19 protein-coding genes are annotated in these 24,860 nt (G+C 56.5%); 6 read left to right on the top strand and 13 right to left on the bottom strand.

Annotation, left to right across the window (positions count from 1 at the left end; all coding sequences use genetic code 11):
- Window positions 1-9: 9 nt before the first annotated feature.
- From ACR0NN_RS03160 to acs, 4 genes are all read right to left on the bottom strand, one after another.
- On the bottom strand, window positions 10-1,794 hold the full coding sequence (locus ACR0NN_RS03160; protein WP_170719584.1) for a sodium:solute symporter family protein: 1,785 nt from the start codon (window positions 1,792-1,794) through the stop codon (window positions 10-12).
- 5 nt (window positions 1,795-1,799) lie between these two features.
- Window positions 1,800-2,084, bottom strand: coding sequence for a DUF4212 domain-containing protein (locus tag ACR0NN_RS03155; RefSeq protein WP_010439512.1), 285 nt, complete (start codon window positions 2,082-2,084; stop codon window positions 1,800-1,802).
- Between the two features lie 182 nt (window positions 2,085-2,266).
- Window positions 2,267-2,950: an adenylate kinase gene (locus ACR0NN_RS03150; protein WP_170719582.1), complete on the bottom strand. Its 684-nt coding sequence runs from the start codon at window positions 2,948-2,950 to the stop codon at window positions 2,267-2,269.
- A 7-nt stretch (window positions 2,951-2,957) separates the two neighbouring features.
- Window positions 2,958-4,922, bottom strand: a complete 1,965-nt coding sequence (gene acs, locus ACR0NN_RS03145; protein WP_170719580.1) for an acetate--CoA ligase — start codon at window positions 4,920-4,922, stop codon at window positions 2,958-2,960.
- Window positions 4,923-5,330: 408 nt separating this feature from the next.
- Between acs and ACR0NN_RS03140 the strand changes: the two genes are divergently transcribed.
- From ACR0NN_RS03140 to ACR0NN_RS03130, 3 genes are read left to right on the top strand one after another with little or no spacing between them, the layout of a single operon-like run.
- Entirely contained in the window at window positions 5,331-6,347 is a 1,017-nt protein-coding gene (locus ACR0NN_RS03140) for a C4-dicarboxylate TRAP transporter substrate-binding protein (RefSeq protein ID WP_170682934.1), read from the top strand.
- Window positions 6,348-6,407: 60 nt separating this feature from the next.
- Window positions 6,408-7,037 (top strand): TRAP transporter small permease, encoded by a 630-nt coding sequence (locus tag ACR0NN_RS03135; RefSeq protein ID WP_170682933.1) that lies wholly within the window; start codon window positions 6,408-6,410, stop codon window positions 7,035-7,037.
- 3 nt (window positions 7,038-7,040) lie between these two features.
- Window positions 7,041-8,444, top strand: a complete 1,404-nt coding sequence (locus tag ACR0NN_RS03130; RefSeq protein WP_170682932.1) for a TRAP transporter large permease — start codon at window positions 7,041-7,043, stop codon at window positions 8,442-8,444.
- Window positions 8,445-8,492: 48 nt separating this feature from the next.
- Here the strand turns inward: ACR0NN_RS03130 and ACR0NN_RS03125 are convergent, their stop codons facing one another.
- From ACR0NN_RS03125 to rocF, 3 genes are read right to left on the bottom strand one after another with little or no spacing between them, the layout of a single operon-like run.
- The gene (locus tag ACR0NN_RS03125; protein ID WP_480683870.1) at window positions 8,493-9,536 is read right to left on the bottom strand and encodes an ornithine cyclodeaminase; all 1,044 of its coding nucleotides are present in this window, start codon (window positions 9,534-9,536) and stop codon (window positions 8,493-8,495) included.
- 6 nt (window positions 9,537-9,542) lie between these two features.
- Window positions 9,543-10,463, bottom strand: a complete 921-nt coding sequence (gene ctlX / locus ACR0NN_RS03120; protein ID WP_170719574.1) for a citrulline utilization hydrolase CtlX — start codon at window positions 10,461-10,463, stop codon at window positions 9,543-9,545.
- Complete coding sequence (rocF, locus tag ACR0NN_RS03115) at window positions 10,463-11,383, bottom strand: arginase (protein WP_170689881.1); 921 nt, start codon at window positions 11,381-11,383, stop codon at window positions 10,463-10,465. The genes ctlX and rocF overlap by 1 nt, the downstream gene beginning before the upstream one ends.
- Before the next feature lie 86 nt (window positions 11,384-11,469).
- Here rocF and ACR0NN_RS03110 point away from each other — a divergent pair, with 86 nt between their 5' ends.
- Window positions 11,470-11,898, top strand: a complete 429-nt coding sequence (locus ACR0NN_RS03110; protein WP_170682928.1) for an Lrp/AsnC family transcriptional regulator — start codon at window positions 11,470-11,472, stop codon at window positions 11,896-11,898.
- Window positions 11,899-11,989: 91 nt separating this feature from the next.
- Window positions 11,990-14,596 (top strand): bifunctional lysylphosphatidylglycerol flippase/synthetase MprF, encoded by a 2,607-nt coding sequence (gene mprF / locus ACR0NN_RS03105; RefSeq protein ID WP_170719573.1) that lies wholly within the window; start codon window positions 11,990-11,992, stop codon window positions 14,594-14,596.
- Between the two features lie 3 nt (window positions 14,597-14,599).
- Here the strand turns inward: mprF and ACR0NN_RS03100 are convergent, their stop codons facing one another.
- The 4 genes from ACR0NN_RS03100 to ACR0NN_RS03085 form a co-directional block, all read right to left on the bottom strand.
- Complete coding sequence (locus ACR0NN_RS03100; protein ID WP_170719570.1) at window positions 14,600-16,150, bottom strand: efflux transporter outer membrane subunit; 1,551 nt, start codon at window positions 16,148-16,150, stop codon at window positions 14,600-14,602.
- Between the two features lie 11 nt (window positions 16,151-16,161).
- Window positions 16,162-17,307 (bottom strand): HlyD family secretion protein, encoded by a 1,146-nt coding sequence (locus tag ACR0NN_RS03095; RefSeq protein WP_480683866.1) that lies wholly within the window; start codon window positions 17,305-17,307, stop codon window positions 16,162-16,164.
- Window positions 17,308-17,328: 21 nt separating this feature from the next.
- Window positions 17,329-17,691, bottom strand: a complete 363-nt coding sequence (locus ACR0NN_RS03090; protein ID WP_170719565.1) for a DUF3302 domain-containing protein — start codon at window positions 17,689-17,691, stop codon at window positions 17,329-17,331.
- Window positions 17,692-17,779: 88 nt separating this feature from the next.
- Complete coding sequence (locus ACR0NN_RS03085) at window positions 17,780-18,538, bottom strand: DeoR/GlpR family DNA-binding transcription regulator (RefSeq protein WP_170719561.1); 759 nt, start codon at window positions 18,536-18,538, stop codon at window positions 17,780-17,782.
- A 191-nt stretch (window positions 18,539-18,729) separates the two neighbouring features.
- Between ACR0NN_RS03085 and glpD the strand changes: the two genes are divergently transcribed.
- Window positions 18,730-20,307 (top strand): glycerol-3-phosphate dehydrogenase, encoded by a 1,578-nt coding sequence (glpD, locus tag ACR0NN_RS03080; protein WP_170719557.1) that lies wholly within the window; start codon window positions 18,730-18,732, stop codon window positions 20,305-20,307.
- A 59-nt stretch (window positions 20,308-20,366) separates the two neighbouring features.
- Here glpD and ACR0NN_RS03075 read toward each other — a convergent pair whose 3' ends face one another.
- Both ACR0NN_RS03075 and ACR0NN_RS03070 read right to left on the bottom strand, forming a co-directional pair.
- Window positions 20,367-23,504 carry an efflux RND transporter permease subunit gene (locus tag ACR0NN_RS03075; RefSeq protein WP_170719556.1) on the bottom strand — a complete coding sequence of 1,046 codons (3,138 nt, stop codon included), beginning with the start codon at window positions 23,502-23,504 and terminating at the stop codon, window positions 20,367-20,369.
- Window positions 23,504-24,685, bottom strand: a complete 1,182-nt coding sequence (locus ACR0NN_RS03070) for an efflux RND transporter periplasmic adaptor subunit (RefSeq protein WP_170682920.1) — start codon at window positions 24,683-24,685, stop codon at window positions 23,504-23,506. The genes ACR0NN_RS03075 and ACR0NN_RS03070 overlap by 1 nt, the downstream gene beginning before the upstream one ends.
- Between the last annotated feature and the right edge of the window lie 175 nt (window positions 24,686-24,860).

Below are 24,860 nucleotides of genomic sequence, written 5' to 3'. Positions count from 1 at the left end.
GCATCACACTCAGTGATCCTGAGCTGCGCCCGCACCACGGGGAATGCGAATGCTTTCGACCATATCTTTGATTTCCTGCGGAGTCTCTTTGGTTGCGCCTGCTACAAAGTAGGCGACCGCAAAGTTGATCATCGCACCGATGGCGCCGAACGAGGTCGACTTGATCGGACCCAGCAGCGGGTCAGCATCGGTGAACGAGTTGGTGCCCGGAATGAACAGCCAGCCCTTATGCAGGAAGATGTAGACCAGGGTTACGGTCAGACCAGCCAGCATACCTGCAACCGCGCCGGTGTTGTTGATGCGGGTCGAGAAGATCCCCATCATCAGCGCCGGGAAGATCGAGGCAGCCGCCAGACCAAAGGCCAAGGCCACGGTTTGTGCCGCAAAGCCCGGAGGGTTGAGACCCAGATAGGTTGCAACGACGATGGCCACAGCCATGGCAATCCGCGCCGCCAGAAGTTCACCCTTTTCAGAGATCGACGGGTTGATCGCACCTTTGACAAGGTCATGGGACACAGCCGACGAGATCGCCAACAACAGGCCCGCAGCGGTCGACAGAGCAGCCGCAAGACCACCAGCAGCGACCAGACCAATTACCCAACCCGGCAGGTTTGCAATCTCGGGGTTGGCCAGAACCAGGATGTCACGGTTGAACTTGGTCAGTTCGTTACCAACCCAGCCTTTTTCTTCCGCGATCGCGGTCATGGCTTCCGACTTGTCGTTATAGTACTGGATTTTGCCGTCGCCGTTCTTGTCTTCCCAATCCAGCAGACCGGTTTTCTGCCATGTGGCCATCCAGTCGTAACGCGGATCATTGTCGATCTCTTCAACCGAAACAGCACCACCATCGATGCCACCATTGGGCCACATCATGTCGGTGATGTTCAGACGCGCCATAGCACCAACCGCAGGGGCGGTCAGATACAGCAGAGCGATGAAGACCAACGCCCAGCCTGCCGACCAACGTGCGTCAGACACTTTGGGGACGGTGAAGAAGCGCATGATGACGTGCGGCAGACCAGCCGTACCAATCATCAGCGACAGGGTGAACAGCACCATGTTCAGCGTGTTCGAGTGGTGGGCCGTATAGTCGTTAAAGCCCAGCTCGGTCACGATGGCGTCCAGCTTGGTCAGCAGGGGCTCACCGCTGGCGGTGTCACCAAACAGACCCAGTGCCGGAACAGGCGTGCCGGTCAGCTGCAGCGAGATGAAGATCGCCGGGATGGTATAGGCGGTGATCAGCACGCAGTACTGAGCGACCTGAGTGTAGGTCACGCCCTTCATCCCACCAAACACCGCGTAGGCAAACACAACGCCCGCACCGATTAGCAGACCAGTGGTGTTGGACACCTCGAGGAAGCGGCCAAAGGCCACGCCAACACCGGTCATCTGACCGATCACGTAGGTCACCGATGCAACGATCAGACAGATCACCGCAACGATACGTGCAGTCTGGCTGTAGAAACGGTCGCCGATGAATTCCGACACGGTGAACTTGCCGAACTTACGCAGGTAGGGTGCAAGCAGCAGCGCCAGCAGCACGTAGCCACCGGTCCAACCCATCAGGAAGGTCGAGTTATCATAGCCGGTAAAGGCAATCAGGCCCGCCATCGAGATGAACGAGGCCGCAGACATCCAGTCTGCCGCTGTCGCCATACCGTTGGTGACCGGGTGAACGCCGCGACCAGCGGCATAGAATTCCGATGTGGAACCCGCACGGGCCCAGATCGCGATGCCGATGTACAGCGCAAACGACGCGCCCACAAACAGCAGGTTGATGGTAAACTGATCCATGCCGATTACTCCTCGTCCACGCCGTGCTCAGCGTCGAGCTTGTTCATGCGCCAGGCGTAGTTGAAGATCAGTACCAGAAAGACCAGGATCGATCCTTGCTGAGCAAACCAAAAGCCCAGATCTGTACCGCCAACGGCGATGCCGGACAGTAGCGGACGCAGCAGAATGCCGAATCCAAACGACACCAGCGCCCAAATCGCGAGGCTGATGTAGATGAGGCGCAGGTTGGCCTGCCAATAGCCCTTGTCGGCTTCGGCAGTCTGCGCGGAGTTTGTTGAATGATCCGCCATCGCGGGTTCCTCCTTCGCTTCCCTCATTGGCGGCCCGTTGCCCAACTCCTCCAGTGCCGTGGGCCGCTTCTCGAAATTGCCAGATGCCGGATGGCGTCAGGCATAACTTCTCCGGTCCGCCAAGGCGGGTCCATTGAAGTATTCTGTTTTAGGATCAAAGACCTAGGGCTTATCTTCTCCCCTTAGTCCATGACTTCGCCGACAAGCCCGTGAAGGTCTTGAGCGATGTCGTCGATTTGACCCATTGCGTTAATGCCTTTCAGCACGCCCTGGGCTTGATAGTAGTCAATCAATGGTGCGGTTTGCGCGTGATATGCGGCGAGCCGCGAGGCAACCGTCTCGGCATTGTCATCGGCGCGGCGCTTGAATTCTGTGTGGCCGCACTTATCACAATTGCCGTCTTCCACGGGCTGCTTGTACGTGTCGTGATAGCCTTCACCGCATCCGGCGCAGGTGTAGCGACCCGAAATCCGCGTAACCATCTCGGCGTCTTCAACCTCAAGGCTGATGGCCGCGTTGATCATCTGATCTGAAGACGCGAGCAAACCATCAAGCGCTTCGGCCTGAACTGTGGTCCGGGGGAAACCGTCCAGTATGACGCCCTTGGCGCAGTCCGGTTCCGCCATGCGGTCGCGCAGGATCGCGATAACGATGCCGTCGCTGACAAGATCGCCTGCTTCCATAACGGCCTTTGCAGCTTTGCCAGCCTCGGTGCCTGCGGCGACCGCGTCGCGCAGCAGATCACCGGTGCTAAGTTGTACAAGCCCGAATTTGTCTTCCAACATACGGGCCTGCGTACCCTTCCCGGCACCCGGAGGGCCGAGAAGGATGAGAACAGCGGGTGCTATGGTCGTGGCAGCGTCCATCACACCCTCACTTGTTCGCACGGTTTTCGATCAGGTCTTCGACGACCGAAGGATCAGCGAGGGTCGAGGTGTCGCCCAATGAGCCAAAGTCATTCTCCGCGATCTTGCGCAGTATACGGCGCATGATCTTGCCCGAGCGTGTCTTGGGCAGCCCGGGCGCCCACTGAATCACATCCGGGCTGGCAATCGGGCCGATTTCGGTCCGGACCCATGTCCGCAGCTCTATCAGCAGCTCATCCGAAGGTTCGCGATCATTCATCAAGGTGACGTAGCAATAGATGCCTTGCCCTTTGATTTCATGCGGATAACCAACCACGGCGGCCTCGGCCACGGCAGCATGAGCAACCAGCGCGCTTTCGACCTCGGCAGTACCCATACGGTGGCCGGAAACGTTGATCACATCATCGACGCGGCCCGTGATCCAGTAGTCACCGTCTTCATCGCGACGGCAGCCGTCACCGGTGAAGTAGTAGCCTTTGTAATCCGAGAAATAAGTCTTCTCGAACCGCTCATGATCACCCCAGACGGTGCGCATCTGGCCGGGCCAGCTGTCCTTGATGCACAGAACACCCTCGACTCCGTTGCCTTCGATCTCGACACCGGATTGCGGATCCAGAACCACGGGCTGGATGCCAAAGAAGGGCTTCATAGCCGAGCCGGGCTTCATCGCGTGTGCGCCGGGCAGAGGGGTCATCAGGTGGCCACCGGTTTCGGTCTGCCACCAGGTGTCAACGATCGGACAACGCCCGCCACCAACAACCTCATTGTACCAGTTCCAGGCTTCGGGGTTGATCGGTTCACCCACTGTGCCCAGCGTCCGCAGGTCGCTCAGGTCGCATTTCTCGACCCACTCGTTGCCTTGACCCATCAGGGCTCGCAGCGCAGTCGGCGCGGTGTAGAACTGGTTCACCTTGTGCTTTTCACAGACCTGCCAAAAGCGCGAGGCATCCGGGTAGGTTGGCACGCCTTCGAACATAAGCGTGGTCGCGCCATTGGCCAGTGGGCCATAGACGATATAGCTGTGGCCGGTGACCCAGCCGACATCCGCCGTACACCAGTAGATATCGCCCTCGTGATAATCGAACGTGATCTCATGCGTCATCGCCGCATAGACCAGATAGCCACCGGTGGTATGGACGACGCCTTTGGGCTGTCCGGTCGAGCCAGAGGTATAGAGGATGAACAGCGGGTCTTCGGCACTCATCTCGGCAGGCGCGCAATAATCATCCGCCTCCAGCGCCATTTCGTTATAGTCATAATCGCGGCCATCGATCCATGTGGTCTGCCCACCGGTTCGCTTGACCACCAGACATTTCACAGTGTCCTTGCAATGCAGCAGGGCAGCATCCGCGTTCGACTTTAGCGGGGTCTTGCGGCCACCGCGCGGTGCTTCATCAGCGGTGATAACGACTTTGGCATCGCACCCATTGATCCGCGCTGCCAGAGCGTCAGGCGAAAAGCCAGCAAAAACAATCGAGTGGATCGCGCCAATTCGCGCGCAAGCCAGCATCGCATAAGCGGCCTCGGGGATCATGGGCAGATAAATCACAGCGCGATCGCCTTTGCGTACGCCCATCGACTCGAGGATGTTGGCCATTCGGCAGGTGCGGCGGTGCAGCTCGGCGTAGGTAATGTGCTGAGCTTCGTCGTTTGGATCATCGGGTTCCCAGATGATTGCCGTCTGATCGCCGCGCGTATTCAGATGACGATCAAGGCAGTTGGCCGAGACGTTCAGCGTGCCATCTGCGTACCAATTGATGCCAACAGAACCAAAATCATAGCTGACATCCTTGACCTGAGTATAGGGCTTGATCCAGTCAACGCGCTTGCCTTGCTCATCCCAGAACGCCTCGGGGTTCTTGATCGATGCAGCATACATATCTGCGTATTTGTCGGCGTCGACATGCGCACGGGCGACGGTTTCTGCGGATGGCGGATATGTCTTGGCATCTGCCTGGGCAGCGGTAGTCATTTTTGAGGCTCCTCCCTCTGGACTGGATTACATAGGATCGATATCGCCCGCCGATCAGGCAAAGTCGATCCTGTTCCTCCCCAATTTGGATAATACGGGGATCAGAAAAGAAATAAATAAATTGCCATAATCCTTGGATTTCTTTGTAAATAAATTTTTTGATTGCTGAGAAAAAAGTAAACATTCAAGAAAAGATTTTAAAAAATAGTTTTAAATCAACTTCATGGATGTAACGAATTAGAGGCACTTTGGAGTGTACTTTTTGCGTTAGCTTCCAGTCTAGCTATGCTCTCTCGGATTGATTGCGGTAACACTACATCTGCGTGCAGGGGTTGGCAGATTCCGGACTTGGCGCTAGCTTCTCTTTCAAGCGCTTCGATAGGGGGCGCACCAATGGGAGAGATCACGATGAACAAGATATTGAGCGGTGCGGCCTTTGCCGCCCTGAGCGTGGCATTTGTCACCGAAGCGGCGGCGACTGAATGGAACGCTTCGGTTTGGGGTAAACGCCGTGCTTTTACTGAACATGTCGAGAAACTGGCCGAGTTGGTCAGCGAGAAAACCGGTGGCGATTTCACAATCAATGTCAGTTATGGCGGGCTGTCGAAACCGCGCGAAAATCTGGATGGGATCGAAATTGGCGCATTCGAGATGGCGCAGTTCTGCGCGGGCTATCACCGCGACAAGAACCGCGCGATAACCGTTCTGGAACTGCCGTTCCTGGGCGTGAACACTCTGGATGAAGAGGTGGCGGTCAGCCACGCGGTTTACGATCATCCAGCGGTCAAGGATGAGATGGCGCAATGGAATGCCCGCATCATCATGACCTCGCCAATGCCGCAGTATAACCTTGTTGGCACCGGTGATCCACGTGATGAACTGGCCGAGTTCGACGGTATGCGCGTCCGTGCCACCGGCGGTCTGGGGCAGGCTTTTGAAGCGGTCGGCGGCGTGCCCACATCCGTACCCGCTACTGAAGCTTTCAATGCGATGGAATCCGGCGTGGTCGACACCGTGGCCTTTGCACAGCACGCGCACCTGTCTTTCGGGACGATTAACGAAGCGGATTGGTGGACAGCCAACCTGAACCCCGGAACTGTGAACTGTCCGGTGGTTGTGAATATCGACGCTTACGAGGCTCTGCCCGCTGAGCATCGCGAGGCATTGGATAGCTCTATCGACGAAGCCATTGCGCACTACCTAGCCAACTATAGCGGGCTGCTTGAAAAGTGGGACGGCGTTCTTGCAGAGAAGGGCGTTGAAAAGGTCGAGATTGACGACGCTGTACTTGAGGAGTTTCGCGCCAAGGCCGCCGATCCGATTCGTGCGAAATGGATCGAGGACATGACTGCGCAAGGCATGCCTGCGCAAGAGCTTTACGATCTTGTGCAATCCACGCTGCAGCAGCAGCGCGGCGGCAACTGATCGCCTTAAGCCGGGTGCCTATGGGCACTCGGCTTTTCCTTCCAATAAAGGAATAGAAAGATGGCAGGACATGCCACGGTGCTAGAGGACGGCAGTCTTCTCAGCCGGTTGGATCACCGTTTGCTTCAGTTAGAGCGGTTTATGGCGTTGATCAGTGGTTTGGCGGTCTTCGGACTAATGGTTTTGGCCGTCATCTCGGTGAGTGGGCGTAATGCACTGAATGCGCCCTTGCCGGGCTATGTGGACTGGATCGAACAGGCGATGCCTCTGATCGCGTTTTTGGGCATCTCTTATGTTCAGCGCGATGGCGGACATATCCGCATGGACATCGTGATCTCTCGCCTGAAAGGGCGGGCGCTGTGGTTGTTCGAGCTGATTTCGGTCGTTTTGATTCTGCTGCTGATGCTCGCTCTGGTTTGGGGTAGCTGGTCCCACTTTGACCGCTCATTTGACTTTGGAGCTCCGCTATGGAGCCGTGACAGTTCGATTGACATCGGAATTCCACTCTGGCCCGCAAAACTGCTGGCACCGATTGCCTTCTCGGTTCTATGCGCCCGGTTGGTTCTGCAGATCTGGGGATATGGGCGCGCCTTTGTGTTGGGGCTTGAGACCCCGGTTGCTGTCCCGCTGATACAAGACGCGGCTGCGCAGGCTGCGGCCGAAGCCGAACAATTCGAAGGGCGGACCTGATCCATGGATACGGTTGAAATCGGCCTTTGGGTTACCGCTGGGCTATTGGTTCTTGTCGTCACTGGCATGCGCGTTGCCTTCGCTGCTGGTTTGGCGGGCCTGGTCGGCCTGATTTGGATTTTCTGGGCCAAGTTTGGATATGACCCCGAGCGGTTTGGCAAGGCGATGACAGTTGCTGTCAAAACAGCCGGGCAGGTGCCGCATTCCAAGGTTGCATCGCATACCCTTAGCCTGATCCCCACATTTATCCTGATCGGTTATCTTGCTTACTATGCCGGTCTGACCCGTGCTTTGTTCGAAGCGGCAAAGCGCTGGGTGGCATGGGTTCCCGGTGGACTGGCCGTTTCAACGATCTTTGCGACTGCAGGTTTCGCCGCCGTCTCAGGTGCGTCGGTAGCCACTTCTGCCGTCTTTGCACGCATCGCTATCCCCGAGATGCTGGCCGTTGGTTACAACAAACGTTTCGCAGCCGGAGTTGTCGCCGCCGGCGGGACCCTGGCCTCGCTCATCCCGCCATCAGCGATCCTTGTGATCTATGCAATCATAGTCGAGCAGGACGTGGGCAAACTGCTGCTTGCGGGTTTCATCCCCGGCGCGTTTTCGGCGGTTATTTATGGCTTACTGATCGTTGGCATCGCGGTGATCTTCAAATCCGTTGGACCCCCGGTAAGAGGCTTTACCTGGAAGCAACGATTTACCGCACTTCCGGGCGCGTTGCCCATCGTGGCGGTAATCCTCATCATTATCTGCTTCGTCTACAATCCATTTGGCGACAAGGCCTGGGGTACCCCGACCGAGGGTGGAGCCATTGGGGCCTTCATCGTGTTCTGTTTCGCGCTGATCCATGGCATGCGTTGGCCCGAGTTCAAGTCAGCCCTGCTGGAAACCGCCAAGCTGACCGCCATGATTTTTGCGATCATTTGGGGGGTTCTGATCTACGTGCGGTTCTTGGGGTTCGCAGATTTGCCGGGGGCGTTTTCCGATTGGATCACCTCGCTCGAAATGTCGCCCATGTTGATCCTGATCTGCATCCTGCTGGCCTATGCTGTGCTGGGCATGTTCATGGATGCTATCGGTATGCTGCTCTTGACCCTTCCGGTCGTGTATCCTGCTGTAATGGCCCTGAACGGAGGCGAGGCGGTCAGCGCTGCAGACAGCGCCTTTGGTATGTCCGGACCGATGTGCGCCATCTGGTTTGGAATTCTGGTGGTTAAAATGGCCGAGTTCTGCCTGATCACACCTCCCATTGGCCTGAACTGTTTTGTTGTCGCTGGTGTGCGGCCGGACCTCAGCGTTCAGGACGTGTTCAAAGGTGTTACGCCGTTTTTCATTGCGGATGCTTTGACAATCGCTTTGTTGGTGGCGTTTCCGGGGATCGTTCTCTACCTGCCATCGCTTGCTGGATAAGAAATACCCCGACCGGGGGCCGGGGTCAGTCTTTGATGTGCGGGTTCTCTATCCTGCCCGCATTAACATCCCGAACAGGTCCCTTGGGTCATCGGGGTCGGCCAACATGTCCAGAGGTTCATAGAAATCAGTGCCTTCAATCGCACTTTTGATGTAGCGCAGGGCCGAGAAATCTTCGATCGCAAAGCCCACGCTATCGAACAGAGTGATCTGCCGATCATCGGTACGCCCTTTTGCCTGTCCGGTCATGACTTCCCACATCTCGGTGACCGGGTGATCATCCTCCAGCGCTTGAATTTCACCCTCGATCCGCGTTTGCTCGGGGTATTCTACAAATATTTTCGATCGCAGCAGGATATCGCGGTGCAGTTCGGTCTTGCCGGGGCAATCGCCTCCGATCGCGTTGATGTGCACGCCGGGGCCAACCATGTTGTCGGTCAGGATGGTCGCGTATTTCTTGTCAGCGGTGCAGGTCGTGATGATCTGAGCACCTTCGATCGCGTCCTCCGGCGTTTTGCAGGGCACGACCGTCAGCCCTTTGCCCTGCAGATTGGCTGCACATTTTGCCGTTGCATTCGGATCGGTATCGTAGAGCCGGACAGTATCGATCCCGCACATGGCTTTGAAGGCGAGGCACTGGAACTCGGACTGCGCGCCGTTTCCAATCATCGCCATCGCCGTGGCCGATTTGGGCGCGAGGTATTTGCCGACCAGCGCCGAGGTTGCCGCCGTCCGCAGAGCGGTCAGCATCGTCATTTCGGTCAGCAAAGTTGGATAGCCGGTGTAGACATCGGCCAGCAGACCAAATGCTGTTACGGTTTGCAGGCCTTCGGACGTATTCTTGGGGTGCCCGTTAACGTATTTGAACCCGTATGCCTCACCATCCGAGGTTGGCATCAGTTCGATTACGCCATGAGGCGAGTGGGCCGGGATGCGGGGCGTTTTATCAAAACTCTCCCAGCGTTTGAAATCGGCTTCGATCTGCGCGGCGATCTGTGTGATCATCTGTTCGACACCGACGTGGTGAACCAGACGCATCATGTTGTCGACGGATACAAATGGCACGAGGGCCTTATCAGAGGGTTGCATCAAAGACTCCTATCGACGGGAAAGATGGATACCAGCGATCATACAACGTACGGATCCACCGGCTGTTTCAATTGTGGGAACCGAGAGCGGCAGCGGGGTCGCGCTGGCTTCGATAACCGAGACCTGAGATGGCGTAAGAGCCTTCAGCGCTCGGCTGGACAACGCCAGAACGAGACCATCTTTGCCACTAAGCTCAATCGCGTTTCCGGCAAAATTGGCGATCTGTTCATGGGACAGATCGATGACAGTGCGACCCGACTCTTCCAGCCGCGCCCGAACTGTTGCGCGGCGCTCTGGGTCAGAGATCATGTCCAAACAGATCAGCGCGTAGTGCGTCCCGATGCCCATCAGGACATTGGTGTGATAGACATCCCGGCCTTCGGCGTCCTTTGCATCGAACGCAATCGGCTCATAGTTGAAATGGGTACAGAATCTTTCCAACAAAACCGGATCAGCGCGGTTCGATCGAACGGTGTAGGCGATGCGGCCAACGTGATCCAAAACCATTGCTCCGGTTCCCTCAAGCGCAAGGTCGTCTTGTTCGAGGCCGGAATAGTCTATGACGTCCTGAACCCGATATTCCTGCTTAAGCAGTTCGATTACGTCTGAACGCCGCTCGCGTCGGCGAGAGGGAACGAACATCGGATATACGGCGACATGCCCGCCGGGATGGGTCGAAAACCAGTTGTTTGGAAAAACACTATCTGGCGTATCGTGTTCGCCTTCGTCGTCAAACAAATGAACGGTTACACCGACAGCGCGAAGCCGTTCTACAGCTTCGTCATGCTCATCACGCGCTGCTGCTGAGGTTGCCGCAGCGGATCGATTTGCCAGCGTTTGAAACGCATTATCGTCACGGGTTTCTGGGTTCGACGCGAAGGCATGGGGGCGAACCATTACGACCGCTGAAGGGGATTGCAGAGATATCATCAGAAGCTCCGGGTTGGGCGATCGAAAATGCGTCGCCCCATCAGCGATGCTGCGAGGTCGACCATCAGTTTTGCAGTTCGACCGCGTTCATCAAGAAACGGGTTCAGCTCAACAAGGTCCAGCGAACAGACGAGGCCGCTTTCATGCAGCAGTTCCATGACCAGATGCGCCTCGCGCTCGGTGGCGCCACCCGGAACGGTTGTGCCAACGGCGGGCGCGATGGATGGATCAAGGAAATCTACATCCAGCGAGACATGCAGCATGCCGTTCGCTGCGCGCACTTTGTCAAGAAAGGCCAGTAGGGGGGTCTTGATACCGTGTTCATCGATGCTGCGCATATCAGCGAGCATTGCCTGATCTTTTTCCAGCGCGGCACGTTCGGCAGGATCGACCGAGCGTAGACCGATCATTCCCACGCGGTCCGTTGGGATTGGGGCTTCCAAAGCAGGAAAAGCCTCAAAACCATGCTGACCAGTGAAATAGGCGACCGGTGTGCCGTGCAGATTGCCACTGGCGGTGCTGCTGGGCGTGTGAAAATCACTGTGCGCGTCCAACCAGAGGACAAACAAGGGGCGCTCGATGCTCTTTGCGTGGGCTGCCATCCCGGTCACCGTACCCATCGACAGTGCGTGATCACCGCCCATAAAGATGGGAAGGCCATCCTGTGCAGCCTCTTGCGCCGTGCGGCAAAGTGCTTGTGTCCAACCCACGCATTCCGGCAGGGCGTAAAGATGGGGGTCCTCCGGTATGCCAACAGGATCCGGTTGCGTATTGCCGATGTCAGTAACGGTGTGACCAAGGTCCGACAGGGCCTGTGCCAACCCCGCGACGCGATAGGCGTCGGGACCCATCAGGCAGCCTTGGCGGCGTTTGCCGACGTCCATAGGGGCTCCGGCGAGAATGATGTTCTTTTTGCTCATAAGCCTGTCTACCGACGCGATATGAGTTGAGAAAAGGGGGCAAATTGGTCAAACTGGATCAACTAATTCCGATTTGGTAATCACATATGGACGAACTGGACAATCGATTGTTGAACGCGTTGCACAGAGATGCGCGTGCATCTTTGTCAGAGCTGGCAGAACTGCTTGGTGTAACCCGCACGACTGTGCGCAGTCGACTTCAGCGTCTTAAGCAATCCGGTGAAATTGTGGGCTTCACCGTGGTTACACGGCAAGGTGTGTCGGAAAGCCCGGTGCGCGGGCTGATGATGCTTGAGATTGAGGGCCGAGGCACCGAACGCATCAGATCGCGGATCGCCGCCATGCGTCAGGTTCGCGCTGTGCATTCGACCAATGGCAGTTGGGATCTGATCGCCGAGATCGGAACAGATACGTTGGATGAGCTAGATGAGGTCCTGTTTCAGATCAGGCGGATGGAGGGCATTACACGGTCTGAAACCAACCTATTACTTTCAACACGCAAAGGCCGTTCGTAACTGGCTGCGCAAGGCGCTTTGCCTAATGGGAAATTCGTGCAAAGCTTTGAATTAACATTGATCTGAAGATCGCAGGGCAGGGACCACAGGAATGACCACAGAACCGACAACCGAAGATACGCGCGCCATGCGTCTGGCCGAGCGTGTGACAGGGCTGTTGGAAAAGCCTCTGGTCAAGATCGCGGTTCCTTTGTTGATTACCGGCATTGCGCTGGCGGTTCTGCATGACCTGTCTGCGCATGTGCAATGGTCAGATATTCAAAGCGATATCGCGGCGAAGCCATGGAAGTTCATGTTCTTCGCGATGTTCTGGACCGCGTTCAGTTTTCTATCGCTCTCGTTCTACGATGTGCTTGCGGTGCAGAGCGTTGCCGATGGCAAAGTGCCGTTGCCTGTCGCTGGGATGGCTGGGGCCAGCGGTTATGCGGTGTCAAATTGCCTCGGGTTTTCCTACATCACGGGTACGGCAATCCGGTACCGCATCTATGCGTCCCTGGGGCTTGATCTTGGCCGCGTCGCCGGGGTGATCGCGACCTCATGGGTGGCGTTTTGGATGGGGCTAATCCTGCTGCTGGGGCTGTTGCTGACCATACACCCGGACGGTATCTCCAAGGTCTTGCCAATCAGCGAGACGGCCGAAACCGTGATCGGGCTGTGCATGTTGGCCGGGCTTGTTGCTTTGTTCGTCTGGCTTTCAAGCGGTGGAAGGCGTTTGTCTTACGGTGGTTTTGGGTTCAACTTGCCCGGTGGCAAGCTGGCCAGTCTGCTCACCGTTGCTGCTGTTGGCGATCTGTTCGGTGCCTCAATGGCGCTTTACGTACTGATGCCGGATGATCTGGGGGTTGGATTCCCCTATTTTTTCGCAGTCTATATCGGCGCAATTGCGGTGGGTATCTTGAGCCATGCACCGGGCGGGATTGGCGTGTTCGAAGCCACCTTGATTGCAGGTCTGGGGGCATCGGGCCGGTCTGATGTAATCGCAGCACTACTGCTCTACCGGCTGGTCTACACGTTTTTGCCGTTTGCCATTGCAAGCTTGTCGATCGCGGTCGCTTCCGCACTGACCCAGCGGCATCGCATCGGGGGTGCGCTGACGTGGGTGTATCGCGCTATTCGACCCATTGTACCAATGGTGGCTGCAGGTGTGGCCGCTGTGGCAGGGGTGATCCTGCTGGTCTCGGGCGCATTGCCCTCAAGCTCTCAGAATTTGGGCGTGCTGCGCGAGGTTTTGCCGCTGTCCTTTGTCGAGGCGTCCCATCTTGCAGGCAGTGCGGTTGGCGTGCTCCTGTTGCTGGTCTCACGGGGCCTGTTCCGCAAGCTTTACCGGGCATGGGTCGTCGCCATGCTGCTGATGGTCGCCGGGTTCTTCGCCTCGCTCGCCAAAGGGCTGGACACGCACGAGGCCATTTCGTTGCTGTTTACGATCGGGCTTTTGGCGATGTTCCGGGGGGCGTTCTATCGGGTCAGTGGGGCATCGATCTTTCGGCTGAATATCCCATGGTTGGTCAGCGTGGTGGCCCTATTGGCCGTGATATTCTGGATCGGGTTGTTTGCCTATTCCCACGTCCAATACCAGAATGCGCTGTGGTGGGATTTCGCTTGGAACGGCGATGCTTCCCGTTTCCTGCGATCAAGCCTTGTTGTTGCGGTGATCCTTGGCATCGTTGCCGTAAACTCGCTATTCGGGCGTGAAATACCTGCTCCGGTCCGGACCGAGATTCCCGAGGTTGTCGAGCGGCTTGTGATGGAAAGCGAAGACACCGAGTCGCAGATATCGCTGACCGGTGACAAACAATTCCTTATCTCGCCGGATGAGACCGCATTCATTGCCTATGCCGATACCGGCAACGCGCTCATCACCAAGGGGGAACCCGTGGGTGATGAAAAGGCGGGCCAGCAACTGATCTGGCAATTGCGAGAGATGGCGGACCGGGAAGGCAAGCTGTGTGCGTTCTACAGTGTCTCAACCAAGTATCTGCCGACATTTCTGGACCTCGGGCTGTCGATCCTGAAGATTGGTGAGGTGGCCCGCGTGCCGCTGCAGGATTTTTCATTAGATGGAAAATCGCGCAAACGGTTCCGGCAGGCAAAGAACCGGGCTGAGCGTGAAGGGTACAAGTTCGAAATCATCCCCAAGGAAAAGCTTGCGCCTGTGTTGCCCGAGCTTCGCCAGATCTCGGACGATTGGCTTGCTCAAAAGGCCGGTGAGGAAAAAGGCTTTGCCTTGGGCGGGTTTGACGATGACTACTTGTCTTACTTTGACCATGCGGTCTTGCGGGACGAGACGGGCAAGATCATGGCCTTTGCAAACCTGTTTCAGGGCGGCAACAAGTCCGAGCTTTCGTTGGATTTGATGCGTTATGAACCAGACAGTCCCAGCTTTGTCATGGATGCATTATTTGCTGAAATGATGGTCTGGGGCTCTCAGCAGGGGTTCCACTGGTTCTCGCTGGGTGCGGCACCGTTTTCAGGGATCGAAAACCGTCAGTTGGCCTCGCTCTGGAACAGGATCGGTGGATTCGTTTACGAACATGGCGAGCAATTTTATCACTTCGAAGGCCTGCGCTCCTTCAAGCAGAAATTCGATCCGGAATGGAGCCCCAACTATCTGGCCAGCCCCGGCGGATTGGCGGCGCCGCGTATACTCTATGAGGTGAACATCCTGATCTCGGGCGGCCTGCGCGGGTTGACCAAATAGCGCTTAGTTCAGGCTGGCGCGCGTTGGCGTTTTCTCAAGCAGATCACCCCAATCGGTTCGATAGGCCATCTCGGCCAGAACTGTTTCGGGCAGGAACTCCTGATTCTGGCGGATCTGCCAGCCGCCGCCCAAACCCTTGTAGATCGCGACTAGATTTGACGAAACCTCTTGCTGTGCCTCGATCAGATTAGCTTGTGATCTCAGTAATGCAGTTTGCGTGTTCAGAATGCGCGAGTAGCTGGCGATGCCGTCTCGGTACTGGTCAACCGCTATATCGGCAGCCTTGCGCGACGCGTCGACACTGCGTTGATAGAATGTGACCTGCTTGCGTGCCTGTGCATAGGCGACTATCGCGCTTTCAACCTCGGAATAGGCGGTCAGGACTGTGTTCTGGTAGTTCGCGATCAGCGCCTGATAGGCGGCGTCTTGCGCGCGGACGTTGTTCTTGATCCGGCCATAGTTCAGTACATTCCAGACGACACCGGCGCTTGCTAATCCAGTTGCGCTGTTGCTGCTGAACAGGTCCCGCCCGCCCGAGGCCTGAAGCCCGATCGCACCCGACAGGATGAACTGCGGGTAGAGGTCCGCCAAAGCGATCCCTACCTGCGCCGACTGTGTAGCCGCTGCCAACTCGGCGGCGCGTACGTCCGGGCGGCGGCGTAGCAGTTCTGCGGGTACGCCGACGGCCACGTTGCTGCGTGCTGATGGGATGCGGCCTGAATTGCCGATCAAGCCCGCCATTTGTGAGGGTGTTTTGCCCAGCAGCACCGCCAGAGCGTTCTTGGCCTGCTGAATATCGCTTTCCAACTCGGGCACCAGCGCCTTGGTGTTGTTCAGCAAAGCGGTGGATTCCTGCACATCCAACTCGGTCGTCACACCGTTGTTAAATCGCAACTGGGTCAGATCTGCCGATTCCTGCTGGATCGCTATGTTCTCCCGTGCGATGCGCAGTGCCTGTTGCAGAGAACGGATGTTGATATAAAGCGCCGCAACATCGCCCGTCAGCGTGACCAATGCGTCGTCATAGTTTGCGACTTGCAGCGCGAGGTTTGACCGCGCGGCCTGTACGCCGCGTCGTTGCTGGCCCCAGACATCCAGCTCCCATTGCGCGTCGAACCCCACCTGCGAGGTTGAGAATTCGGTGTCCAAGGGAATGATCCGCCGGATATCCGAAATCGGCCCAAGGTTGTCGCTAATCTGGCGGCGCTGCAACGAACCGCCAACGGCTTGTGATTGTGGGTAAAGCTCTCCAAACGCGATTCCAAGTTGTGCACGGGCCTGAAGCACGCGTGCGCCTGCGACCTGTAAAGTCAGGTTCTGCGCATAGGCCTCTGCGATCAGCTTGTTCAGCGTTGGGTCGTTGAATGTTTCCCACCAACGCACAACAGGCGCGCTGCGCGAGGTTAGGCCGCTTTGGCCTGTGCTGGGGCTGTTGACCTCGATCCATTGCTTCACAACCGGCGAGTTCGGGCGCACGAAATCAGGGCCAACCGGAGTACAAGCCGCGAGGGTGGCGGCGCATAGGGCGGTGCCGAGTAGACGGCGGAGGGTCATGGCGCGTATCCTCAGATGTCCAGCGGTCGGATGAAGTTGGCGAAGGAATAGAGACGGATGTTGATGCGTCTCAGAAACTCAAAACTTTGGCCCATGCCGGTATAAATCGCCACTGCAGCGTGACCACCGGCAGGGAAGGTATGCCCTTCAGGCACATCAACCGAGATTTGAACAGCGATCCGACCGGGCAGCTTTGGCAGCTCAAAGCGGGGCAGGCGGCCAGAGGGCAGGTACTGGCCCTGGCGGGTCGCCCACCAGACCGCCTCGACCTTGCCGGTCAAGATTTCGCCGGGATAGAGATCCAGCGCAACTTCGACAGGCTGACCTACCTCGACAAACTTCAGGTTCTGCTGGCGGAAAGTGGCCAGAATATAGGGGCTGTCTTCGGTGACAAAACTCGCGATTGCCCCTAGCCGGATTTCCCCCACGACCATCCCGGGGCGCGCCTGTTGCGAAACGATCATGCCGTTTTCAGGCGCATAGATGGTTGTGTTCTCGAGAAAATACTCGGCTTCGGCAAGCTGAGCCTCAGCCTCAAGAATGCCGGTGTTTACCCCATCGATCTGTGAATCTAGCGCAAGATTGGCCTTTTCCAGATTGGCCTGCGCTTCCTTGATCTTCGCCTGATCTTCCGCGACCTGTTCGTTCCAACGATCAAGCTCGTCCTGACGCGCGCCACCTGCGGGAACAAGGTTTTCATACCGCGCCTGCTCGGTCTGCGCATAGGCCAGTTGCGCGTTTGCACGCTCAACCGCTTCGCTGGCCGCGATGACATCCTGTTCCAGAATTTTTGCATTTTGCTGCGCCGCCACCAATTGGGCATTCGCCTTGTCTACGGCCAGCGAAAACACGGTGTCGTCGAACTTATACAGCGGCTCACCCTTGGTGATCCAGGTGTTAGGCTCGACCAGAACATCGGTCAGGATTGTGGGCTGTGTCAGGCGCGGCACGATCTGGATGGTGGACCGCACGACGTGGCTATCGACCGAGAAAGGCTGAAAAAACCGCAACGCGACCAGAAAGATCAGCAGCAGGTGCGCGCCCACCCAGAAAGAGACAATCCCCCACATGATGTTGAATTTCAGCCATTGCACCTTGAAGAAGATGAACCAGACAAAAATGATGTAGAACAGCGTGATGCCAAGGGCGACGAACATGAGTGCTGAATTCCTTTGGCTTTAGGCTTGTTTTGTTTCGTCAGTATCCAGCGGGTCCTGGTATTCCGGTTTGACGGTTCCGCCCAGGCGCTTGATCTCATCCCGGATTGCCTTGCGCTCGTCTTCGGGGCCGCGGCGCATGTCGACAGTTACACCATCGTGAAACGCCCAAATGAAAGCGTGCACCCATGGGACGATCGCTAGAAACCCCATCCAGCCCATGATCTTGACCGCCTCGGCATGGGGATGGTTGCGTTTGATCGCAATACGTCCCGGCAGGCCCATGAGGAACAAAAACAGCGCCATCACAGCCGCCAGCAGCAGAATAAGCGCCACAAATGTCAGATAATCATAATAGCCCAGCGGCTGCCCCAAAAGTCCCATGCTCGCGCCTCCTGTTGGGCAAACTGTTCCATCCTCGGGCGCTGTTGTCCAGCTAATCAATCAATTTCTAGCTGATCGGTGTAATGCGTCAGCATTCAATGATTTGGGTCTGCCAGTCTTTACACTTCTGAGGCAAGTCTCCGGGCAGGGGTTGATCGGTATAAACCATGTCTACATCGGCCAGCGAGGCGATGCGCGCCGGTGCGGTGCGTTGGAATTTTGAAGCATCTGCCACAAGGCCGATTTTCCGGGCTTGTCCGATGATCGTCTGGCTGACAAGCACCTCTTGCAGGTCAAAATCCATCAGATCTCCATCAATGTCCAACGCTGAACAACCTATGATCGCGTGGTCGAATTTGAACTGTCGAATGGACGAGACCGCAAGATTCCCGACCAACCCGCTATCTGATCGGCGCAGCATGCCGCCTGCGACAACGATCTGGCAATCCGGATTCTCAGCCAGGATATTGGCCACGTTCATGTTGTTGGTCACGATCATCAGGTTCTTGTGGTTCAGCAACTGGCGCGCAACCGCCTCAGTCGAGGTGCCGATATTCATAAAGACCGAGCTACCTTCGGGGATGTCGGCCGCGCACCGCTCGGCCATACGAGCCTTGGCCTCATAGTTCAGCCCACGCCTGTCTTCATAACCGATGTTGGAAACACCCGATCGCAGTACGGCACCCCCATGGACCCGATCCAGCTTGCCGGCCTCAGACAGTTCGGCCAGGTCGCGGCGTATGGTCTGGACCGTGACCTGAAAACGCTCGGCAAGCCCATCAACCGTGACGCGGCCCTCTTGTTTGGCGATTTCAAGGATGTCTGCTTGGCGGAATGAGAGTGACATTGGCTGCCTATTCGTTTCGATATGTTCGTTTTTGTTCTAATTTCGAAGTTTGGCAAGAAGATTTACAGGTTTGACCACAGAATCTGATGAATTATCGTAATTATCGAAATATAACGAAAATAAAAGTTGACGATACGAAGTGTCATGCGGCTAATGCGGTCGAAACTGCCACTTTGGGGAATCATTTGGACATGTCATCGGACAGCAACCACGCCACCGATATTTTTGTAATCGGCGGGGGCATCAATGGATGTGGCATTGCACGGGACGCAGCGGGGCGCGGCTTGTCAGTCACTTTGGCTGAAATGAACGATTTGGCCTCGGCAACATCTTCTGCTTCGACCAAGTTGTTTCACGGTGGGCTACGATATTTGGAGTTTTTTGAGTTCCGTTTGGTGCGTGAAGCGCTAATCGAACGCGAGACGCTGTTGCGCGCGATGCCTCATATCAGCTGGCCCATGCGCTTCGTGTTGCCCTATCATGCCGATATGCGTTTCGATACAGAAACGCCAACCTCGCGATTGCTTAGCACGGTGATGCCGTGGATGCGTGGGCGAAGACCTGCTTGGCTGATCCGGTTGGGTCTGTTTCTATATGACAATCTCGGTGGTCGAAAAATCTTGCCGGGTACGCGCTCGCTGAAACTGCGTTCGGCGGCCGAAGGCGCTCCGCTGCAGGACAAGTTCGAAACCGCATATGAATATTCGGACTGCTGGGTCGAGGATTCGCGGCTGGTGGTCCTGAATGCCCGCGACGCCGAGGCACATGGCGCGAAGATCATGGTGCGCACCGAAGTTCTTTCTGCGGAGCGGGTCGACGATTTGTGGAAGGTTACAATCCGGGATCGGGACAGCGGAGAAACTGAGACCGTCTTTGCCAAGATGTTGATCAATGCAGGAGGTCCATGGGTCGGCGATATCATCCAGACCAAGATCCGGGTCAATTCCCGCGAGGGCGTTCGATTGGTACGCGGCAGCCATATCGTGACGCCCAAATTGTTCGATCACGACAAGTGCTATTTCTTTCAAGGCGAGGACGGGCGCATCATATTTGCGATCCCGTATGAGCAGGATTTTACCTTGATTGGAACGACGGATCAGGATCACTCGGACCCGTCCGAACCTCCGGTTTGTACCGAGGCTGAGCAGGAGTATTTGTGTGCATTTGCATCGAAATACTTCGCAAAGCCCGTCACCCGTGAAGATATCGTCTGGACCTACTCCGGCGTTCGCCCGCTGTATGATGATGGCGCTAGTAGCGCCACGGCGGCGACCCGAGACTATACGTTGAAGGTCGACGCCGAGGGCGGCGCCCCGGTGCTGAATGTCTTTGGAGGTAAAATCACAACCTACAGGCGGCTTGCGGAAAGCGCGTTGGAGAAGATCGCAGAGCATTTTCCAAATCTCGCAGGTCCTTGGACCGCAGGTGTTTCGTTGCCCGGCGGTGACTTCCCTGTGGATGGTGTACCGGATTTAATCAGTGTAGCGCGGGCCGATTTTCCGTTCCTTAGCCAGTTTTGGGCACATCGGTTGGTACGGGCTTATGGGACAGAAACTTGGGACATTCTGGGCTCAGCAAAAGACCAGGCCGATTTGGGTGAGGATTTCGGGGCAACTTTGACCGAAGCCGAATTGATCTGGCTGGTGGACAAAGAATATGCGCGTTCAGCAGAAGACGTTGTTTGGCGGCGCAACAAACTCGGATTGCGTCTGACGCCTGAGCAGATTGGCCGGATCGATGAATGGATGGCCAGTCGTCTAAGCAATTAGGTTGTCCATAGAAAAACGCCCCGCAGAATTGCGGGGCGTCTTAATTCTTGATGCCAGAGTTAAGCCGTTTCTTTTGACGGTCCCGGGTCGTTCTTGCTGCCTTTGATCCACTCACGCAGGCCTTGCATGACGGCATAAAGGACAGGAACTAGAATGACCCCGAACAAGGTCGCCGCCAGCATACCGCCGAAAACGGCGACACCGATTGCCTTCTGGCTAGCGGCACCGGCACCATTCGCAGCCAGCAGGGGAACCACGCCCAACAGGAACGACAGAGCGGTCATCATCACGGCGCGGAAACGCTGATAGGCTGCCTCGGCTGCGGCGTCCTTGATGGACAGGCCTTTGGCGCGTTGTTCCATCGCGAATTCAACGATCAGAATCCCGTTCTTCGAGGCTAGCCCGACGAGCATGATCATCCCGATCTGCGTATACAGATTGATGTCGCTGCCAACGATTGCCACCGCCGCTACCGCGCCAAACAATGCAACCGTCACTGACATCAGGATCGATACCGGCATTGTCCAACTTTCGTATTGGCCAACGAGGAACAGATATCCGAACAAGATCGCCAACCCGAGGATCACGACAACCAGGTTACCCGATGCCAACTGCTGTTGCGCGGTACCCGTCCATTCAAAGGCATAGCCGGGCGGTAGGGCTGTTGCCGACTCCTCGGTCATGGCAGTGATTGCGTCACCCGTAGAAAGCCCGGCTGCGGGAACAGCGGTCACGGTGGCTGACCGGAACAGATTGTGCCGTTTCAGCAGGACCGGGCCCAATACGTTCTCGACGTCGATAAGCGTACCCAGCGGGACCATCTCACCTTTGTTTGAACGCACATAAAGCTCTGAGATATCCTCAACCTTATTCCGGTACGATCCTTCGGCCTGAATCATCACGCGATAAACACGCCCGAACAGGTTGAAGTCGTTCACGTAGTACGAACCCAGCTGTGCCTGCATCGTCTGGAAAATCTCGGCCACAGATACCTGCAGGGTCTTGGCCTTTTCCCGATCCAGATCAACAAACAGTTGCGGCACGTTCGCGCGGAAGGTTGTGTAAGCCTGTGCTATCTCGGGTCTTTGGTTCGCAGCGTAAACATAAGAGCCAACCGCTGAGGCCAGATCCTGTGGCGTCCCGCCACCGGTCTGCTGAACCTCCATCTCCACGCCAGCCGACATCCCAAGGCCCTGAATAGGCGGTGGGTTAAACGCGACGATCGACGCCGCGGATTCACCGTAAGCGATCGCAAGAACCTTGTTGAGGATAGCATCCGCACTCAGGTCAGGCTCTTGCCGTTCCTCCCAGTTGGTGAGGTTGACAAAGATCGCCGCTCCGTTCGTGGTTGTGCCGTTTAACAGCGAAAAGCCGTTGACCAAAACCGTACTGGCCACGCCCGGGATCTGCTGAATCTGCTCGTCAATCCGAGCTGATACGGCTTCGGTCCGTTCAAGCGTCGCAGCGTCGGGAAGCTGGATATCGACGAATAGATATCCGTTGTCCTCTAGCGGAATGAAACCTTTGGACGTGTTGCCCATGATGGTCCCGGTGCCCGCGGCGAAGGCCGCAATGACACCAAGTGAAATGACCGGCAGGACCAATAATTTGCGCACAATGGCGACATAGCCGCTGCGCATGCCGCCGATAAACTTCTCGAACACGGCCAGCAGCCCTTTGGGTGGGCCTGAGCGCGCCTGCAAAACCAATCCGCACAAGGCTGGTGAAAGGGTCAGCGCGTTGATCGACGAGATCACAACAGCGGTCGAGATTGTGACGGCAAACTGCGAATACAATCGCCCGGATATGCCGGGCATAAAGGTCACCGGCACAAACACCGCAAGCAGAACCAGCGTGGTCGCGATCACTGGTCCGGTAATCTGGCCCATGGCTTTTCGAGTCGCCTCGGCCGGAGGCAGGCCTTCATCAGCGATGATACGTTCAACGTTTTCCACCACAACAATGGCGTCGTCCACAACGATCCCAATGGCCAGAACCAACGCGAACAGTGAGATCGTGTTCAGCGACATGCCAAAGGCCAGAAGGAAGGCAAACGTTCCGATTAACGAGACCGGGATCGCCACCGCCGGAATGATCGTAGCTCGCCAACTGCCGAGGAAGATGAACACCACCGTGATCACCAATATGAACGTCAGGATGAGAGTCGAGACCACATCGTTAAGGGATTGTTCAACGAAGTCCGTGGTGTTGAATGGAACATCATATTCGACATCGGTAGGAAAGGAGCGTGAAAGCCGATCAAGCTCGGCCTGAACACGTTCGGACACGGCAAGCGCGTTTGCGCCGGGGGCCTGGTAAATCCCGATAACGGTCGCAGGGACGCTTTCGAAATAGCCCGAGGCGGAATAGAACTGCGCCCCCAATTCGACCTGCGCGATGTCTTTGACCCGCACAATCGCGCCAGCTTCGCCGGTGCGGATCACGATATCCCCAAATTCGTCAGCCGAGGTCAGGCGGCCTTTAGTTTTGATCGTGTATTGAAAGGTCTGGCCTTCGGGCACTGGAGGTGATCCGATTGAGCCTGCAGAGACTTCGATGTTCTGTTCGCGGATGGCATTGATCACATCGCCCGGAGTGATCGACAGCGCGGCCATCTTATCCGGATCCATCCAGATGCGCATAGCGTATTCCAGATTGGTCAGAACATCCGCTTTACCCACACCCTGAACTCGCGCCAGCGCGTCTTTCAGGTTAATCGACGCATAGTTGGACAGGAAAACGCTGTCATAAGTGCCATTGGGCGAGGTCAGAGTGACCAGCAGCAACATGTTGGTCGAGGCTTTTTGCGTGACGACACCGGAAGAGGTCACCTCGGATGGCAGCGATGCCATCGCCTGTGCCACACGGTTCTGAACGTTCACCGAAGCAATATCGGGGTCAGTGCCAACCTCAAACGTTACATTCAACGAATATGAGCCGTTATCCGATGAGGTCGACGTCATGTAGATCATGTCGTCTACGCCGTTGACCTGCGCCTCGATTGGGGCGGCAACGGTGTTTTCGACAGTTTCGGCGTTTGCACCTGTATAGGTTGCCGAGACGCTGACCACCGGGGGAGTGATGTCTGGAAACTGCGCAACCGGCAGAACCAGATACCCGATCCCGCCCAGAATGGTCAGGACCAGCGAAATGACAAGCGCCAGCTTGGGCCGGCTGATAAACAGGGCTGAGAACATCAGTTATTCTCCGGCTGCTCGGACGCGACAACCGCATCAACGGCAACGCCGGGACGCACGCGTTGCAGGCCTTCGACAATGACGCTTTCACCTTCGCGCAGACCATCTGTCACGATAATGGCCGTGTCCACGGTATCGCCGGTCGTGATATAGCGCTGCTCGACCATTTGCTTGTCATTGACGACCAGAACGAACTCTCCACGCTGATCCCGCTGCAGCGCTGCTTGGGGGATCAATACCTGCAGAGTTGGCTCAAGCGCTTCGATCTGGACATTGATGAAGGCGCCATCAACAAGCAGCCGTTTCGCATTCTCGAATTCGGCGGTGATGGTGATCGCACCTGTTAATGGATCGATTCGGTTATCGACAAAGATAATCTCACCCGTTTCATCCAGTTCTGTTCCGTTCGGCAAAGTCACGTGAACATTCGGGCTTTTGTTGCTTTCAGCCAGCGTGGCCGGGTCTTCACCAAATTGTTCAAGAACCGAGGTGAACTGCTTTTCATTCAACGAGAAATTCACGTAGATGGGGGCTTCGCTGACCAGTGTCACGAGTGGCGGATTGTTGGGGCCGACTACATCACCGACGCTGGTTTCAACGCGACCGATCCGGCCTGAAAAAGGGGCGTGAATCTGGGTGTAGCTGAGATCGAGCTCTGCCTGTTGGATCGCGGCATTGGCGGCCTTGACTTCGGCTTCGGCAACCAATTCGTTCGCCCGGGCGATATCACGTTCTGATTCCGGCGTCGCATCGCGCTTGTACAGCTCTTCTTTACGCGCCAGATCAACCTTGGCCAGTTCGAGATTTGCCTGCGCCCGGTCCAGATCCGCTTTGCGCGCGTCCAGCGTGGCTTGATATAGATCAGGCTCAATCGTGAACAGCAGTTCGTCTTTGGTTACCGGAGAGCCATCTTCAACGTTCTGGCTGTCGAGAAACCCGCTGACCCGAGCAATGATATCAACTTTGTCGATCGCTTCGGCCCGCCCGATAAACGTGGCTTGATCGGTGATCTCTTCGGTATAGGCCGCCGCGATTGACACTTTGGGTGCCGGGGCGTCGCTCTGATCCTGTGCCATCGCCATTTGCGGCAGGTTCGAACATGCAATCAAAACGGCTGAAACGCCTATCGCCCTGAGATATCCGCTTTGACGGTCTATTGGCTTCTTAAATGCAAGGGACATGATGGCGCCTCGTTCAAACTAAAGATTGCACAACCGGGCAACAGGAACGCCCGGACGAGTCGATTGATTTTACAGGCAGGATGGCGGGTTTATCGCAGTTACTCAAGCGTGTTGAGGCGGAGAGGCCAGAGGAAGGTGTTCGGAATTTCTTGCCAATTGGCAGGCTTAGCCTGAA

It is taken from the genome of Ruegeria sp. BA2 (assembly GCF_056539605.1).
The sequence above is the reverse complement of the archived record's forward strand: the minus strand, read 5'-3'. Positions and strand labels throughout refer to the sequence as shown.

Coding starts and splice junctions, on each gene's coding strand:
- ACR0NN_RS03160 (WP_170719584.1), bottom strand. CDS start 1,794: ATGGATCAGTTTACCATCAACCTGCTGTTTGTGGGCGCGTCGTTTGCG.
- ACR0NN_RS03155 (WP_010439512.1), bottom strand. CDS start 2,084: ATGGCGGATCATTCAACAAACTCCGCGCAGACTGCCGAAGCCGACAAG.
- ACR0NN_RS03150 (WP_170719582.1), bottom strand. CDS start 2,950: ATGGACGCTGCCACGACCATAGCACCCGCTGTTCTCATCCTTCTCGGC.
- acs (WP_170719580.1), bottom strand. CDS start 4,922: ATGACTACCGCTGCCCAGGCAGATGCCAAGACATATCCGCCATCCGCA.
- ACR0NN_RS03140 (WP_170682934.1), top strand. CDS start 5,331: ATGAACAAGATATTGAGCGGTGCGGCCTTTGCCGCCCTGAGCGTGGCA.
- ACR0NN_RS03135 (WP_170682933.1), top strand. CDS start 6,408: ATGGCAGGACATGCCACGGTGCTAGAGGACGGCAGTCTTCTCAGCCGG.
- ACR0NN_RS03130 (WP_170682932.1), top strand. CDS start 7,041: ATGGATACGGTTGAAATCGGCCTTTGGGTTACCGCTGGGCTATTGGTT.
- ctlX (WP_170719574.1), bottom strand. CDS start 10,463: ATGATATCTCTGCAATCCCCTTCAGCGGTCGTAATGGTTCGCCCCCAT.
- rocF (WP_170689881.1), bottom strand. CDS start 11,383: ATGAGCAAAAAGAACATCATTCTCGCCGGAGCCCCTATGGACGTCGGC.
- ACR0NN_RS03110 (WP_170682928.1), top strand. CDS start 11,470: ATGGACGAACTGGACAATCGATTGTTGAACGCGTTGCACAGAGATGCG.
- mprF (WP_170719573.1), top strand. CDS start 11,990: ATGACCACAGAACCGACAACCGAAGATACGCGCGCCATGCGTCTGGCC.
- ACR0NN_RS03100 (WP_170719570.1), bottom strand. CDS start 16,150: ATGACCCTCCGCCGTCTACTCGGCACCGCCCTATGCGCCGCCACCCTC.
- ACR0NN_RS03095 (WP_480683866.1), bottom strand. CDS start 17,307: ATGTTCGTCGCCCTTGGCATCACGCTGTTCTACATCATTTTTGTCTGG.
- ACR0NN_RS03090 (WP_170719565.1), bottom strand. CDS start 17,691: ATGGGACTTTTGGGGCAGCCGCTGGGCTATTATGATTATCTGACATTT.
- ACR0NN_RS03085 (WP_170719561.1), bottom strand. CDS start 18,538: ATGTCACTCTCATTCCGCCAAGCAGACATCCTTGAAATCGCCAAACAA.
- glpD (WP_170719557.1), top strand. CDS start 18,730: ATGTCATCGGACAGCAACCACGCCACCGATATTTTTGTAATCGGCGGG.
- ACR0NN_RS03075 (WP_170719556.1), bottom strand. CDS start 23,504: ATGTTCTCAGCCCTGTTTATCAGCCGGCCCAAGCTGGCGCTTGTCATT.
- ACR0NN_RS03070 (WP_170682920.1), bottom strand. CDS start 24,685: ATGTCCCTTGCATTTAAGAAGCCAATAGACCGTCAAAGCGGATATCTC.